Origin of the sequence: Streptomyces sp. W1SF4, from assembly GCF_003950035.1 — a bacterium.
Lineage (GTDB): Bacteria > Actinomycetota > Actinomycetes > Streptomycetales > Streptomycetaceae > Streptomyces > Streptomyces racemochromogenes.
On record NZ_CP034351.1, the window covers coordinates 116,840 to 131,345 of the forward strand.

Consider the following 14,506-nt stretch of genomic DNA (forward strand, 5'->3'; position numbering starts at 1 on the left):
CACCGTGCCCGTGGCCGCCGCGTGCGTCCGTCGGCACGCCGGCGGCCCGGTCCGCGGGGCTCGCGGCGCGGCCCGGCCGGTACGTCCAGCCGTCCCGCTTCAGCGCCGCGCAGCCGCTGCCGGTCACGCTGCGGGCGGCGGGTGCCCGCCCGCCGACCGTCTGCGTGAGGATGCCCGATGACCGAGCCCGTCGCGTTCCCCGAGGACCGCACCTGCCCCTACCACCCGCCGGCCGCCTACGACCCTCTCCGGGGCGGCGCCCCGCTCAAGCGGGTGACGTTCTTCGACGGCCGCTCGGTGTGGGCGGTGACCGGACACGCCGCCGCGCGGGCGCTGCTGGCAGACGCGCGGCTGTCCAGCGACAGCGAGAACGAGGCGTTCCCCGTGCCCTCCGAGCGGTACGCGGGGCTGCTGCGCCGGCGCACCCCGCTGCTGGGCGTCGACGATCCGGAGCACAACCGCCAGCGCCGGCTCCTGATCCCGGGCTTCACGCTCAGGCGCACCCACGCGATGCGTCCGCGGATCCAGGAGGTCGTCGACCAGCTGATCGACGACATGGTCGCCAAGGGCCCGAAGGCGGAGCTGGTGGACGACTTCGCCCTGCCGATGCCGTCGAAGGTGATCTGCACGATGCTCGGCGTGCCGTACGCGGACCACGCGTTCTTCGAGGAGCAGTCGCGCCGGCTGCTGCGCGGCCCCGGGCTGTCCGACGTGGAGGACGCGAGGGACCGGCTGGAGGACTACCTGCGGGCGCTGATCGAGGCCAGGCAGGCGGAGCCGGGCGAGGGGATGCTCGACGACATCATCCGCGAGCGGGCCGCCGTGGGCGAGTTGGACGCCGGGGAACTGGCGGGGCTGGCGTTCATCCTGCTCGTCGCCGGCCACGAGACGACGGCCAACATGGTCTCGCTGGGCGTCTACACCCTGCTGGAGCACCCCGAGCGGCTGGCCGAGCTGCGGGCGGACCCCTCGCTCGTACCGGCGGCCGTCGAGGAGCTGATGAGGTACCTGTCCATCGTCGAGGGCATGCTGCGCGTCGCCGTCGAGGACATCGAGATCGCGGGGGAGACGATCCGCAAGGACGACGGCGTGGTCTTCTCCCTCTCCCTCGTCAACCGCGACGAGAGCGTCTACCCCCGGCCCGACGTGCTCGACTGGCGGCGCTCGGCGCGCCACCACGTCGGCTTCGGCCACGGCATCCACCAGTGCCTCGGGCAGAACCTGGCCCGTGCGGAGATGGAGATCGCCCTGGGCACCCTGATCACCCGGCTTCCCGGGCTCCGGCTGGACGCGCCCGCGCGGGAGATCCCGTTCAAACCGGGCGACACCATCCAGGGCATCGTCCGGCTCCCCGTGGCCTGGTGAGCGAGCGGCGTGCGTGAGCGCCGGGGTCGCGGGAACCGCGGTGGGGTGGTCCCGCGTCCCTGCCTTTCATGATCGTTTTCATTGGGCTGGCGGTGCTGGTGGTGGGGCTCACCTCCATGGTGACGCTCGGCGTACACCTGGCGGCCGCGGTGCGGTCGCGCTCGGCCGAACCCCTCCTGCACCCCTGGGTGTTCGTCCAGGCCGCCGTCACCCCGCTGTTCTGCGCGGGTCTCGCGTTCCTGTCCGGGCACACGACCGGCTTCGACCCCACCGATCCCTCGTCGCTCTGCAACGGCCGGGTGAGCCGGATGTTCCGGGATCCGTCGGTGCCCGAGAGCCGGCTCGTCACCCGGTCGGTGGTCCCGGTGTCGGTCGTGTGCGAGAAGTACCCCGGGGACCCCGGTGCCACCGAGCAGGTGCCGGGCTGGGTCAACCCCGTCGTCTTCGCCGGCGGCGGCCTCGCGCTGGGGCTCGCGGGTCTGGCCCCGTTCACCGGCGTGCTGCGGCGCCGGCTGTGCCGGCCGGGGGCGGGGGCCGGCTGACCGGATGGCGCCGGACCGCGTCCGGCCGTTCACGCGGGGGCGCGAGCCGCGAGCCGCGAGCCGCAGCCAAGTCTCTTTCGTCTCGGGCTTCCTCCTCCTCTGGGCGCACGGCCGCGGTCGGGGAATCAGCCTCCGGGCGCTGTCGGCGGGGGTCCTCGCGCCCGCATGATCCGGACATGGACACAGCTCAGGACCTCGGCACACTCGCCCACGCGACCGCGGAGCGGCTCGCCCGCCGGCACGTCGGCGTCGCCGTCGCCGTCGTGGCCGGCGGACGGGACGGATACGCGGCGGCGGGCACCACCGGAAGGGCCGACGGCGGGACGCCCGGCGCCGACACGCTCTTCGAGATCGGCTCGGTGACCAAGACCTTCACCGCGCTGGCCCTGGCCCGGATGGCGGTCGCCGGCACGGTGGAGCTCGACGAGCCGCTGGCGCGGCTCCTGCCCGAGGGCACCTCCGTGCCGTCGCGGGACGGCCAGGAGATCACCCTGCGGCACCTGGCCACCCACACGTCCGGGCTGCCCCGGCTGCCCAAGGGCATGATGCTGCGGGCCCTGTTGCGTCCCCGCACCCCCGACCCGTACGCCGGCTGCACCGCGGACGTGCTGCTGTCCGGGCTGGCCCGCACCCGCCTCGGCTCCACCCCGGGCCGGCGGGTCCGGTACTCCAACCTCGGCGCCGGGATCCTCGGGCTGGCCCTCGCCCGTCGCGCGGGCACCACGTACGAACGGCTCGTCACCGGCCAGGTGTGCGCCCCGCTCGGCATGTCCGCGACCGTCGTCGCGGCGGACGCCGCCCCGCCCGGCCTGCTCGCCCAGGGGCACGACAGCAGGCGACGGCCCACCCCGGCGTGGAACCTGGCCGATCTCGCCGGGGCGGGCGCCCTGCGGTCGTCCGCGGCCGACCTCGTGACCTACGTACGGGCCCAGTTGGACGGCGGCGGCCCCGCCGAGCTCGCGAAGGCGATCCGCCTCACCCGGGAGGTCGAGCACCGCGCCAACGGCTTCGCCTGGATGCACCTCGGCTGGAGGGGGCACCGCCTGCACCCCCGCCAGGGCGCCCACGTCCAGATCTGGCACAACGGCGGCACCGGCGGCTTCGCGTCCTTCGTCGGGTTCGATCCGGAGACCAGGACGGGCGTGATCGTCCTGAGCAACACTCAGCACGCCGTCGACGGACCCGCGTTCGAGCTGCTGCGCACCCTCCAGACCCGGGCGGCCTGAGGACGGCGGCCCCGGCGGCGGAACCCGGACGGTCGCCTCGTAGGGTTGACGCGGTGAATCGAGACGACTTCTCCGGGACCACGCCCGATCCGCGTCTGACGTGGACCGACCACGGCAACGAGACCACCGGGCAACTGCTGCACGGGACCCGGGTCCGGCTGCTGCCGCCCGAGGCCCTCACGCCCGACATCGCCGCCGGCCTGCGGTACGCGCGCGTCGTCGCCGAGGACCTCGTCCTCACCTATGCCTATGACGGGCCCGCCAGCGTGCGGATCCTCACCGACCGCGACCTGGCGCGCGACGGGCTGCAGGACCTCGAGCGGGTGGCGCACTCGAACCTGACGGAGGTACCCGTCACGTACGCGGAGGTGCCCATGGAGGGGCGGGGCACCCTGCACTCCGTCTACGGCGACTCCCACTTCGTCGCGAGCAAGGTGCTGCACCTGCCGGACCTGGCCCGGCAGGTGACCGGCGAACCGCTCCCCCGGGCCGGTGCCCTCGTCGTCGTCCCCACCCGGCACCTGCTGGCCTTCCATCCGGTCGCCGACGGTTCGGTGGTCCACGCCGTCAACGACCTCGCCTCCTACGCCCTCGGCGCGTACGAGGACGGACCGGGGCCGCTGTCCCCGCGGGTGTACTGGTGGCACGGGGGCGGCCTGACCTCGGTCACGGTCTTCGACGAGGGAACGCGGACGCTGTCGCTTCAGCCGCCGCCGCGGCTGCTCGGCATGATGAAGGGCCTGGTGCGGCTCGACCGGGCCGGCCGGCTCGCGGGCCGGGCCCCGGAGCGAGGTGGCGGGGCACCCGACGTCGCCGGGCTCATGGACGCCACGGCCGGTGCGCTGGCCCGACTGCCGCAGGACCCGTCGGGGCTCGGCGACGCCTTCGCCTCCGCCCTGGCACTCGCCCACGCCCGCTGCGCCGCCGATCCGGACGCGGACGGGCTCGACGCGTGGGACGCGTGGGCCACGTCCTTGCAGCTGGGCAGCTCGCTGTTCACGGGCGCCGCGCCCACGGAGTGCCGGCTCGGCGAGGGCCAGGTCGCGGAGCTTCCCGCCACTCCCGCCGATCCGCCCGCGGACGCCCGCGCCTGGCTCGACGCCCTGTACCTCGCGATCGTGTGCCGTGCGCACGACCGCGTCGCCCGGCTGTGCCGGGTGCCCCTGGAGAGGCTGCGGCAGGACGAGTCCGTCGACGCCTACGTACTGCACTGGGTCGAGACCCTGCGGGCCTACTTCTGCGCAGACGGCTCCATGGACGCGGTCGTGGAGAAACTGGTCGCGACCATGGAGTCGTCGATGCCGGAGGCCCTGACCCACGCGCCGGACGACTTCGTGAACCGGATCGACTACCAGCCCGTCGCGCTCTTCCACCGCCTCGTCACGGGGGACCACGAAGCCTTCGGCAAGGCCCTCGCCGAGGCCCTGACGGAACACGCCGCCTACTGGGGCGCTTCCACGGCGCCGCGGGCCCGGGTGGCACTCGGGCCGCTCGCCATGGCCTGCCTCGCCCACGACCGCGGCTTCCCGGTCGGGCCGGCACTGCCGTACCTGCCGGCGTACCTCGTCAACGGCCGACGGATCGAGACGATCGACTGACGCCGGGGGCTCAGAAGCCGTCGACCTCGGCCAGTGTGAAGGGGACGGGCGTTCCCGCGCCGAAGGGGCCGCCCTTGTCGTACTGGGAGCGGGTGACCAGCAGGTGGTCGCCCGAGCGGAGCACGGACGTCGGGATCTGCAGCGCGGTGCTGCTGAGGACGGCGTCCTGCCCGACGGACCGCGCGGCGGGCGTCACGGTCAGGCGTACCAGGGTGTTGGTGCGGTTGAGGGCTGCCCAGAGCTTGCCGTCCCGGTAGGCGAGGCCGTCGGCGCCGGGCAGGGAGATGCCGGGGACGGCGGTGACCTCACCCGTGTCGGTGGCGATCCTGTACAGGGCGCCGGTGGTGGTGTTGGCCGTGAGCAGGGCTCCGCCGTCGACGTACGCGATGCCGTTGAGATTGATGCCGGAGTGCTGCGTGTAGTCGGCGGGGGTGCCGGTGAGGTCGCGCCAGGCGTCGAGCGGGGTGTCGGCGCCCTGCGTGCGGGCCGCCGCCAGCTGCTGGGGGGTGACTCTGTAGACGGCGGGGTTGAACGAGTCCGTGAGGTAGGCGGTGCCGTCGGGGCCGAAGGTGAGGTCGTTGACGCCGCCGGAGGCGAAGGGGATGTGGAACCGGGCCACGCGTATGCCGGTGGTGTCGTCGTAGACGGTGACCGAGCGGTCGGTGCCGCCGGAGACCCACAGCCGGCCGGAGCGGTCGGCCTTGACTCCCGCCGCGTGGGTCCTGCCGTCCGTGCCGGACGGGAGGAAGACGGATGCCTGCGTTCCGCCGGCCGGCACGCGCAGGACGGAGCCGTCGCCGTAGGCGGAGACGAACAGGTCGCCGGTCGTGGGGTCCTGGGTGAGGCTCTCCGGGTAGAGGCCGAAGCCCGGCAGTGCGGCGGCGGTGCGCACGGTGGGGGCGGCGAGGGCGGGGCCGGCGGCGAGGACGGTGGCGCACAGGGCGGCCGCGCCGCCCACGGCGAGGCGGTTCAGTCGTGTGCGGAGGCGCTTCGAGGTGCTGGGTGACATGGCGGGTCGGGTCCTTTTCCGGATCACAGGTGTGCGGGGGATGGGTGGGGGTGTGCTTCGGTCGTGACGGCCGGTCACGCCGCCGATGGGTGCGACGGTTCCGGCGCGGCTTCCGGGGAGCAGAGTGCGAGGACGCTCGCGGCGCTGCCGCCCTCGGGCAGGGCGCGTACGGCGCGCAGCACCGCGTCGGCGCGCCGTGGGGGGAGCGCGGTGCCGGCCGACAGGCGGAACTTGCGTTCCTTCTCGGCGGTGGTCAGGGGTGCGTCCGGGCCGCCCTTGCTGGTTTCGACCTGGATCTCGTGCGTCTGTCCGTCGCGCGTGCCGACCCGCAGTACGGCCGGGAGCCGGGTGGGGAACAGGGGGTCGAGGGCGGGGTCGGGTACGCAGCGGATCAGGCCCGCGAGGGTGCGCCGGGCCGGGTCGTGGGCGGCGGCGTCGGTGAAGTCGTCGAACCAGACGCCGAGTCCGCCGCCGCCGAGGAGGGCGGTGGCGACGGTGAAGGGGCCGGAGAAGGCCGCCGCGTAGCCGGTGGCGGGGGTGGCCTTGGCGGGGCCGGGTTCGCCGATCGTGCGGTGCATGGCCGTGGGGACGCGCAGCTCGGCGTGGACGACGTCCTCGCCGCGGACGCCGAGCGCCCTCAGCCGCAGTGCGGCGTCGATGCCGGGGTGCGTGAAGTGGTTGCACGGGTACGGCTTGACGATGATCTCGCTGGTCTCCCAGCGTTCGCCCAGGCCGTCGAGGACCGCCTCCGGGCGGGCCCGGTCGCCGCACCACGCCTGGAAGAAGCCGAACCGGCCCTCCAGGACCGTCGGCGGGCCGGTGATGCCGGCCCGGGCCAACTGGGCGGCGGCCACGCCGGCGTGGGCCGCCCAGCCGCAGTGGACGCGTTTGACGGTGCCGCCGGTGCGGTTGGCTTCCAGCAGGCCGGCGCCGGTGCTCGCGGCGATCCCCAGGGCGGCGCCGATGGTGTCCTCGTCCGCGCCGAGGAGCATGGCGGCCGCGACCGCCGCGCCGAGGGTGCCGCAGATGGAGGTGGCGTGCTGGCCGCGCTCGAAGAACAGCGAGTTCCCGAGGTCCGGGTCGTAGCCGGCGATGCCGAGCCGGATGCACACCTCGGTGCCGACGGTGACGGCGTCGAGCAGCTGCGGCCCGGAGGCGCCGGTGGCCTCGGCGACGGCGAGCGCGGCGGGGATCACGGCGGCGCTGGGGTGCAGGACGGACAGCATGTGGGAGTCGTCGAAGTCCATGGCGTGGGCCAGGGTGCCGTTGACGAGGGCGGCCGCCGGCACGGCCAGTTTCTCGTGCGAGCCGATGACGTGTGCGGGGCCGGTGCCGCCCCAGTCGCGGGCGACGGCCAGGACGGCCCGCGGGGCGGTTTCGTCGCGTGCGAGGAGGCTGTTGCCCAGGCAGTCGAGGACGCGTTCCGCCGCTTCGGCGCGCAGCCGGGCGGGCAGGCCCCGGTCTCGGGCCCCGGCGGCGAAGGCGGCGAGGTGGTGGACCAGGGGCTCGGCGGCGGGCCCGGAGGACCGGGTGGTCGTCGTCATCGGGACTCCTGTGCGGTGCCGGCGCCGGCGGTGAGGACGGCGAGGGGCCGGACCGGGGAACCGGTGCCGCCGGTGATCTTCAGTGGGCTGAGGACGAACAGGAACTCGGCGGCTCCGGCGGCGGCCAGTGTCTCCAGGTTCATGTGCTCGATGAGGTGGACGCCGCGGTCCACGAGCAGGGTGCGGTGGACGGGCAGTACGGCGTGTCCCCGGCCGGGCGGGATCCGTTCGACGGCGGTGGTGTCGGCGCCGATGGCGCGTACCCCGCGGTCGGCGAGCCAGTCGGCGGCGGACTCGGTGAGGCCGGGGACGCCGGTCTCCTGGCCGATGTACGCCTCGGCGTCGTTCCACCGCCGGGCCCAGCCGGTGCGTACGAGGCACACGTCCTGTTCTGCGGGGAGGACGCCGGCGCGGGCGGCGGCGTGGGCCAGGTCGTCGGCGGTGATGCCGTATCCGGCGTCGAGGACGTCGGTGCCGTGGGCCGCGGCGACGTCGAGGAGGACGCCGCGGCAGACCATGGGCGGGACGGTGTCGATGCCGTGGACGGCGAAGCGTCCGCCCTGCTGGGCCGCGGCGGCGTCGTGGCCGCCGAAGAGCCGGCCGTGGTGGGAGGCGTGGGACAGCGCGTCGATGTGGGTGCCGACGTGGCCGCCGGTGACGATGAGTTCGTTGGCGGCCGAGCTGCCGTCCGGCCGGGTCCCGTCGCCGTGGCGGCGCAGGAGCGCCATGCGGAAGCCCGGGTGGTTGGGGGAGCACGGCATGCCGTTCTCCAGGGGCTGGGCGAGGTCGTGGACGGTGGTCCCGGCGGCGATGGCCGTCAGCAGGGGGTCGATCGCGGTGGTGGGGACGACGGGAGGGGCGTCGGTCATCGGTTGCCTTTCACGGGCGGGCGGGCTGGGCACGGCGCGGCGGGCGGGCCCGCCGGGGTACGCGGGGTACGCGGGGTACGCGGGGTACGCGGGGTACGCGGGGTACGCGGGGTACGCGGCCAGGGTCAGGAGGGGCGGGTGCCGGCCGAGAGGGCTTCGGCCATCGCCAGGACGGCGCGGGCCTGGGCGAGCAGGGGCGGGGCGACGGTCCGGCCGTCCTCGGTGACGAACACGGACGATCCGGCGTCCGGCCGGGAGGCGGCGGCCGCCAGCACGGCGCGGGCGTCGTCGGCCTCCCGCTCGGAGGGCGTGAACACCTCGTTGATGACGGGGAGCTGGGCGGGGTGGACGGCGAAGCGTCCGAGGTAGCCCATGCCGAGCCCGTCCCGGCAGGAGCGCCGCAGCCCCTCGGGGTCGTCCAGGCGCGGGTGGACGCTCATGGCCGGGCTGACGAGCCCGGCCGCCCGGGAGACGAACACGCAGCGGACCCGGGCGGCGTCCATGGTGGGCCCGTCGAAGTCGGTGCGCAGGTCGGCGCGCAGGTCGTTCTCGCCGAGGCCGATGCGTTCCAGGCGCGGCGTGGAGCGGGCGAGCTCGCTCAGGGCTTCGACGCCGAGCGCGGATTCGACGAGGATCTGCAGGCCCGCGTCGCTGTGGGCCTCCTCCAGCCACCGGGCCGCGTCGCGGATCTGCTGGGGGTGCTCGACCTTGGGCAGCCGGACGGCTGCGAGGCCGGGCAGCGCGACGGCCCGTACGTCGTCGCGGGCGAGGCCGCTGGTGGGGGAGTTGACCCGTACGTACGTGGGTTTGGGCGGGGTGGTGGACAGGATCTCGGCGGCGGCACGGCGGGCAGCCTCCTTGCCGGCCGGCGGTACGGCGTCCTCCAGGTCGAGGACGACGGCGTCCGCCTCGCTCGCGTACGCCTTGTCCACCAGGCGGGCCTTGTGCGCGGGAACGTACAGGTAGCTGCGGTGCAGCGCGGCGGTCATATGACTCCCCTTTCTGCGAGCGCGGATAACTCCTCGCTGCCGACGCCGAGTTCGCCGAGGATCTCGGCGGTGTGCTCGCCCAGGCGGGGGCCGGCCCAGCGCACGGAGCCGGGGGTGTCGGAGAGCCTGAAGGCGACGTCCGGCATGCGGATCGCGTCCAGTTCCGGGTCGGGTACGGAGACGAGGGAGCGGCGGGCGGTGAGGTGCGGGTCCTGGAGGACGTCGGCGAAGTCGTAGACGGCGCCGATCGCCGCCTGGGCCCGGTCGAAGGCGTCCACGACCTCGTCGCGGGTGCGCTCGGCGATCCAGCCGCCGACGGCCGCGTCGAGTTCGCCGGTGTGGGCGGCGCGGCCGGCTCCGGTGGCGAACCAGGGCTCGTCGGCGAGTTCGGGGCGGCCCACCAGGCGTACGACGCGTTCGGCGACGGAGACGGTCGTGGCGGCGACGGCCACCCAGTGGCCGTCCTTGGTGCGGTAGACGTTGCGCGGCGCGTTGTTGGGCGAGCGGTTGCCCTGCCGGGTGGGCATGACGCCGGTCAGGTCGTAGGTGGTGAGGGGTCCGGCGAGGACGCCGAGCATCGACTCGACGATGGAGAGGTCGACGACCTGTCCGCGGCCGGTGAGCTCGCGGGCGCGCAGCGCGGTGAGCGCGGCGAAGGCCGCGGTGAGTCCGGCGATGGCGTCGGCGAGGGGGAAGGAGGGGAGGGTGGGCGGTCCGTCGGGGTTGCCGGTGAGGTGGGCGAGCCCGCTCATGGCCTCTCCGACGGTGCCGAAGCCGGGGCGGTGGGCGTAGGGGCCGGTCTGGCCGAAGCCGGTCATGCGCAGGAGCACCAGGCGGGGGTTGTGCTCGCTGAGGGTGGCGTAGTCCAGGCCCCAGCGTTCCAGGGTGCCGGGGCGGAAGTTCTCCACGACGAGGTCGGCGTCGGCCGCCAGACGCCGGAAGAGCAGCCGGCCCTCGTCCGTGTGGAGGTCCAGGGTGGCGGAGCGCTTGTTGCGGGCCACGACCTTCCACCACACGGGGACGCCGTCGGCCTGGGCGCCGTAGCGGCGGGCGGGGTCGCCGTCCGGGTGTTCGATCTTCACGACCTCCGCGCCGTAGTCCCCGAGCAGGGTGGCGGCGAAGGGGCCTGCGAAGAGGGTGGCGGTGTCGATGACCTTCAGGCCGGCGAGTGGGGGCGGGGCGCCGGTGGGCCCTGGGTGTTCATGGGGATCGGGGCCGGAGCGATTGATCATGACTCCTAGACAACATGCTCAGTGCAACGAAGTAAATGCGAGCAGCGTCACACCCCGATCCGAGCCCCGTTTTCCGGCCATGCTTTGCCTTTTCTTGCAGATTTCATGGGAGTTGAAGCGAGGTGAGGTGATGAGCCAGGTTGACGAAATACCAAGCCATGCTTATAAGCTAGGCTTCGTTCGTGGAAGACAATCAAGACACCATCGATCTGGCCAGACAGACCCGCGACAGCGTGTCCGCGCTCAGTCGGCGCATGCGCCAGGAACGCCCCCCGCACGGCCTCGGACTCACCAGCGCCTCCGTCCTGAGCCGGCTGGACCGCGTCGGGGCCCTCAGCCCCAAGGAACTAGCGGCCCACGAGGGCGTCCAGCCCCAGTCGCTCACCCGCCAGCTCTCCGCCCTGGAGGAGCGCGGCCTGATCACCCGTCGGCCCCACGACCGCGACGGCCGCCAGGTCCTGATGGAGATCACCGACGCGGGCAGCCGCCTGGTGGCGGCCGACCGGCAGTCGCGCGACACCTGGCTCGCACGGGCCATCGCCACCCGCCTGACCCCGGTCGAGCGGGAAGTCCTCAGCGCCGCGAACAAGCTCCTCGACCTCTTGTCCGAAACCTAGACAGTCCCCAAGGGGGAACCGTGGCATTACGCACCGCACGGACCGCGAGAGAACCGGTTCCCCCCGCCCCCGCCCGCCTGCCGCTCGGCTTCCTCACCCCGATCGTCCTGGGCACCATGCTCAACGCCCTCAACTCGTCGATGCTGGCGGTGGCCCTGCTCTCCATCCAGGAGGCGTTCGACGCCGGAGCCGCGGTCGTCTGGCTGGTCTCCGGCCTCTACCTGGCGACCGCGGTCGCCCAGCCCACGATGGGCCGCCTGGCCGACGCGTTCGGCCCCCGCCGGATATTCGGCATCGGGCTCCTCCTGGTCCTGGCCTCGGCCGCCGCGGCCCCCTTCGCCCCCACCCTCGGCTGGCTGATCGCCGCCCGCGTGGTCCTGGGCATCGGCACCTCGGCCGCGTACCCGGCCGGCATGTCGATGATCCGCCAACGGGCCGACGCCCTCCCGGCCGGGGGCAGCGCACCCGCCGGCGGGCTCGGGGCGATCTCCGCCGCCTCCCAGGCCGCCGTGGCCTTCGGGCCGCCCCTCGGCGGCCTGCTCGTCCAGCTCGTCGACTGGCGGGCCATCTTCTGGGTCAACGTCCCCCTCGCCCTCACCGCCCTGGCCATGGCCCTGCTCTGGTTGCCCGCCGACGACGCGGCGCGCCGCGCCCGCGTCACCCTGCGCGAACTGGACCTGCCGGGGATGGCGCTGTTCACCGGCGAGCTGTGCGGGCTGATGCTGTTCCTGCTCTCGCTGCCCGACCACCCGCGGTGGTGGGCGCTCGCCGCCTTCGTGGTCCTGACCGCCGCGCTGGTTTGGCGCGAACTGCGCGCGCACCGGCCCTTCGTGGACCTCCGCATGATCGCCCGCAACCGTCCGCTCGCCGCGACCTATGTACGCTGCATGGCGACCTACGTCGTCTTCTACTCCATCACCTACGCCCTCCCCCAGTGGCTCCAGCAGGGGCGCGGCCTGTCCGAGGCCGAGTCGGGCCTGGTCATGCTGCCCATGGCCGGCCTCGGAGTCGTCACCACCATGTGGGCCACCCGGCTCGTCGGCCGCGGCCTGCGCACCGTCCTCGTCACCGGATCCGCCGCCCTCTGCGTGGGCAGCGCCGCACTGGCCCTGTTCGGGTCGAGCGTGCCGCTGTGGCAGATCCTCGTCATCGCCGCGGTGCTGGGCCTGCCCAACGGGTTCAACAGCCTGGGCAACCAGACGCTGATGTACCGCACCGCGCCGGCCGAACAGATCGGCACCGCCTCCGGGCTCCTGCGCACCTCCCAGTACATCGGCGCCAACCTCGCCTCGGCCCTGGTCGGCATCGCCGTCGGCCGGCAGGCCGGCGACTCCGGGCTCCACCTGCTGGCCGCCGTGATCACGGGGATCAGCCTCGTACTCCTCCTCAACGCCGCCCTCACCCGGCACCTGCGCGGCACCGCCGACCACGGCTGAGCCGCGCCTCCCGTACTCCGTACTCCGCACCCCTCCGAAAGGAACCACCCATGCCCGTCGTGGAACTCAGCCCCAAGGCCGCCCTCGTCGTGCTCGACGTCCAGGAGGGCATCCTCGGACTGCCCCTGCAGCCCCACCCGGCCGCCCAGGTCGTCGGCAACAGCGCCCGCCTGGCCCACGCGTTCCGCGCGGCCGGCCTGCCCGTCGTCCTCGTCAACGTGGCCCACGGCCCCGACGGCGGCGCCGCGCTCCAGCCCCGCGCCGACGTGCCGCACAACCCCCCGGCCCTGCACCCCGAGTACTCCCGGCTCTCCCCCGAACTCGCGGCGCACCCCGACGACCTCCTCATCACCAAGCGCCAGTGGGGCGCCTTCACCGGCACCGAACTGGACCTCCAGATGCGCCGCCGCGGCATCGAGGAGCTCGTCCTCACCGGCATCGCCACCAACCTCGCCGTGGAGTCCACCGCCCGCTCCGCCTACGAGCACGGCTACCACGTGGTCGTCGCGGAGGACGCGACGAGCACGTTCTCCGCCGAGCACCAGGAGTTCGCGGCCACGAGGATCCTGCCGCTGATCGCCCGCGTCGACACCACCGACGCCGTCCTCGCGGCGCTCATGGCCGTACGGGCCTGAGGCGGTCCCGCCCGCACGCGCCCGTGCCGGCGCCCGCCCGCCCTGACGTACACCTCCGGCCGTCCCGAACCGTACGACACCTATGGAGATCCCATGAGTACCCCCCTCGCAGACGCCGTGATCGAAGGCCGCAGCGGTGAAGAGCTGCTGAGCCTGCCCCTGCCCGGCCACATGAAGGCCGTGACGGTCCACAAGGACCAGACGGGGATGTTCGACGGCGTCGCGGACAAGGACGTCCGCAAGTCGATGCACGTGGAAGACGTCCCCATGCCCGAACTGGCCCCCGACGAGGTGCTGGTCGCGGTGATGGCGGCCGCTATCAACTTCAACACCGTGTGGTCCGCCACCTTCGAACCGGTACCCACCTTCCGCTTCCTGGAGCAGATGGGCCGGCGCGGCGGCTGGGACGCCCGCCACGACCTGCCGTACCACATCCTCGGCTCCGACGCCTCGGGCGTGGTCGTGCGGACCGGCTCGGCCGTGCGCCGCTGGAACGCGGGCGACCACGTCGTCGTCGGGACGGCCTACGTCGACGAGCAGGACCCCGCCACCCACAGCGACGGCATGCTCGGCGAGGACCAGCGCGCCTGGGGGTTCGAGACCAACTTCGGGGGCCTGGCGCAGTACACCGTCGTACGCGCCAGCCAGCTCCTGCCCAAGCCCGCGCTGCTCACCTGGGAGGAGGCCGCGTCCAACCCGCTGTGCGCGGGCACCGCGTACCGGATGCTCGTCAGCGACCGCGGTGCCCGCATGAAGCAGGGGGACGTGGTCCTGATCTGGGGCGCGACCGGCGGGCTGGGCGCGTACGCCGTCCAGCTGGTGCGCAACGGCGGCGGCATCCCCGTGGGCGTCGTCAGTTCGGCGGAGAAGGCGGAGGTCCTGCGCAAGCTCGGCTGCGAGGCGGTCATCGACCGCTCGGCGATCGAACAGGGCGACCGCACCATGCTCCAGCGGCCCGAGGGGTGGAAGAAGCTGGGCAAGGCGATCCGCGACGCGGTCGGCGAGGACCCGCACATCGTCTTCGAGCACGTCGGCAAGGCGACCTTCGGCGCCTCGGTGTTCCTGGCCCGCCGCGGCGGCACCGTGGTCACCTGCGGGTCCAGCACCGGCTACGACCACCAGTACGACAACCGCTACCTGTGGATGAAGCTGAAGAACATCATCGGCAGCCACGGCGCCAACCTCAACGAGCAGTGGGAGACCAACCGGCTCATCGAGATGGGCAAGGTCCTTCCGGCCCTGTCCGCCACCTACGCCCTGGACGACGCCGCTGAGGCGGCGCGCAGCGTGCAGGTGAACGAGCACCTCGGCAAGGTCGGCGTGCTCGGCCTCGCACCGCGGGCCGGGCTGGGCGTGACCGACGCGCAGGCACGCGCCCGCGTGGGCGAGGAGCGGTTCCGGCTGTTCCAGAGCTGATGACGCGGGCCGGGGCCCATGGCCCCGG

13 protein-coding genes are annotated in these 14,506 nt (G+C 73.9%); 8 read left to right on the top strand and 5 right to left on the bottom strand.

All coding sequences use genetic code 11. The features are described from left to right. Positions 1 to 177: 177 nt before the first annotated feature. From D1J60_RS34390 to D1J60_RS34405, 4 genes are all read left to right on the top strand, one after another. Positions 178 to 1,365: a cytochrome P450 gene (locus D1J60_RS34390; RefSeq protein WP_125824445.1), complete on the top strand. Its 1,188-nt coding sequence runs from the start codon at positions 178 to 180 to the stop codon at positions 1,363 to 1,365. A 68-nt stretch (positions 1,366 to 1,433) separates the two neighbouring features. Continuing rightward, positions 1,434 to 1,907: a hypothetical protein gene (locus D1J60_RS34395; RefSeq protein ID WP_125824446.1), complete on the top strand. Its 474-nt coding sequence runs from the start codon at positions 1,434 to 1,436 to the stop codon at positions 1,905 to 1,907. A gap of 176 nt (positions 1,908 to 2,083) precedes the next feature. Beyond that, entirely contained in the window at positions 2,084 to 3,133 is a 1,050-nt protein-coding gene (locus tag D1J60_RS34400) for a serine hydrolase domain-containing protein (RefSeq protein WP_125824447.1), read from the top strand. Positions 3,134 to 3,186: 53 nt separating this feature from the next. Beyond that, on the top strand, positions 3,187 to 4,731 hold the full coding sequence (locus tag D1J60_RS34405) for an immunity 49 family protein (protein ID WP_125824448.1): 1,545 nt from the start codon (positions 3,187 to 3,189) through the stop codon (positions 4,729 to 4,731). A 10-nt stretch (positions 4,732 to 4,741) separates the two neighbouring features. Here the strand turns inward: D1J60_RS34405 and D1J60_RS34410 are convergent, their stop codons facing one another. From D1J60_RS34410 to D1J60_RS34430, 5 genes are all read right to left on the bottom strand, one after another. After that, positions 4,742 to 5,740, bottom strand: coding sequence for a superoxide dismutase (locus D1J60_RS34410; RefSeq protein WP_125824449.1), 999 nt, complete (start codon positions 5,738 to 5,740; stop codon positions 4,742 to 4,744). Positions 5,741 to 5,814: 74 nt separating this feature from the next. Continuing rightward, positions 5,815 to 7,284: an MmgE/PrpD family protein gene (locus tag D1J60_RS34415; RefSeq protein ID WP_125824450.1), complete on the bottom strand. Its 1,470-nt coding sequence runs from the start codon at positions 7,282 to 7,284 to the stop codon at positions 5,815 to 5,817. Then, the gene (locus D1J60_RS34420; RefSeq protein ID WP_125824451.1) at positions 7,281 to 8,153 is read right to left on the bottom strand and encodes a cyclase family protein; all 873 of its coding nucleotides are present in this window, start codon (positions 8,151 to 8,153) and stop codon (positions 7,281 to 7,283) included. The genes D1J60_RS34415 and D1J60_RS34420 overlap by 4 nt, the downstream gene beginning before the upstream one ends. A gap of 125 nt (positions 8,154 to 8,278) precedes the next feature. Further along, positions 8,279 to 9,142, bottom strand: a complete 864-nt coding sequence (locus D1J60_RS34425; RefSeq protein WP_125824452.1) for a CoA ester lyase — start codon at positions 9,140 to 9,142, stop codon at positions 8,279 to 8,281. Then, a complete protein-coding gene (locus D1J60_RS34430) occupies positions 9,139 to 10,374 on the bottom strand; it encodes a CoA transferase (RefSeq protein WP_125824453.1) in 1,236 nt (411 codons plus the stop codon). The genes D1J60_RS34425 and D1J60_RS34430 overlap by 4 nt, the downstream gene beginning before the upstream one ends. A 182-nt stretch (positions 10,375 to 10,556) precedes the next feature. Between D1J60_RS34430 and D1J60_RS34435 the strand changes: the two genes are divergently transcribed. The 4 genes from D1J60_RS34435 (at position 10,557) to ccrA (ending at position 14,478) form a co-directional block, all read left to right on the top strand. Continuing rightward, the gene (locus tag D1J60_RS34435) at positions 10,557 to 10,991 is read left to right on the top strand and encodes a MarR family transcriptional regulator (protein ID WP_125824454.1); all 435 of its coding nucleotides are present in this window, start codon (positions 10,557 to 10,559) and stop codon (positions 10,989 to 10,991) included. Positions 10,992 to 11,011: 20 nt separating this feature from the next. Next, positions 11,012 to 12,427, top strand: coding sequence for an MFS transporter (locus D1J60_RS34440; RefSeq protein WP_241253659.1), 1,416 nt, complete (start codon positions 11,012 to 11,014; stop codon positions 12,425 to 12,427). 50 nt (positions 12,428 to 12,477) lie between these two features. Beyond that, positions 12,478 to 13,062 carry a hydrolase gene (locus D1J60_RS34445; RefSeq protein WP_125824455.1) on the top strand — a complete coding sequence of 195 codons (585 nt, stop codon included), beginning with the start codon at positions 12,478 to 12,480 and terminating at the stop codon, positions 13,060 to 13,062. Between the two features lie 93 nt (positions 13,063 to 13,155). Beyond that, complete coding sequence (gene ccrA, locus D1J60_RS34450; protein ID WP_125824456.1) at positions 13,156 to 14,478, top strand: crotonyl-CoA carboxylase/reductase; 1,323 nt, start codon at positions 13,156 to 13,158, stop codon at positions 14,476 to 14,478. Positions 14,479 to 14,506: the final 28 nt, after the last annotated feature.

What these genes read in the sequence shown, in the direction of transcription:
- D1J60_RS34445 (WP_125824455.1), top strand. Translation starts at nt 12,478, where the DNA reads ATGCCCGTCGTGGAACTCAGCCCCAAGGCCGCCCTCGTCGTGCTCGAC.
- D1J60_RS34420 (WP_125824451.1), bottom strand. Translation starts at nt 8,153, where the DNA reads ATGACCGACGCCCCTCCCGTCGTCCCCACCACCGCGATCGACCCCCTG.
- D1J60_RS34425 (WP_125824452.1), bottom strand. Translation starts at nt 9,142, where the DNA reads ATGACCGCCGCGCTGCACCGCAGCTACCTGTACGTTCCCGCGCACAAG.
- D1J60_RS34395 (WP_125824446.1), top strand. Translation starts at nt 1,434, where the DNA reads ATGATCGTTTTCATTGGGCTGGCGGTGCTGGTGGTGGGGCTCACCTCC.
- D1J60_RS34430 (WP_125824453.1), bottom strand. Translation starts at nt 10,374, where the DNA reads ATGATCAATCGCTCCGGCCCCGATCCCCATGAACACCCAGGGCCCACC.
- ccrA (WP_125824456.1), top strand. Translation starts at nt 13,156, where the DNA reads ATGAGTACCCCCCTCGCAGACGCCGTGATCGAAGGCCGCAGCGGTGAA.
- D1J60_RS34400 (WP_125824447.1), top strand. Translation starts at nt 2,084, where the DNA reads ATGGACACAGCTCAGGACCTCGGCACACTCGCCCACGCGACCGCGGAG.
- D1J60_RS34415 (WP_125824450.1), bottom strand. Translation starts at nt 7,284, where the DNA reads ATGACGACGACCACCCGGTCCTCCGGGCCCGCCGCCGAGCCCCTGGTC.
- D1J60_RS34410 (WP_125824449.1), bottom strand. Translation starts at nt 5,740, where the DNA reads ATGTCACCCAGCACCTCGAAGCGCCTCCGCACACGACTGAACCGCCTC.
- D1J60_RS34390 (WP_125824445.1), top strand. Translation starts at nt 178, where the DNA reads ATGACCGAGCCCGTCGCGTTCCCCGAGGACCGCACCTGCCCCTACCAC.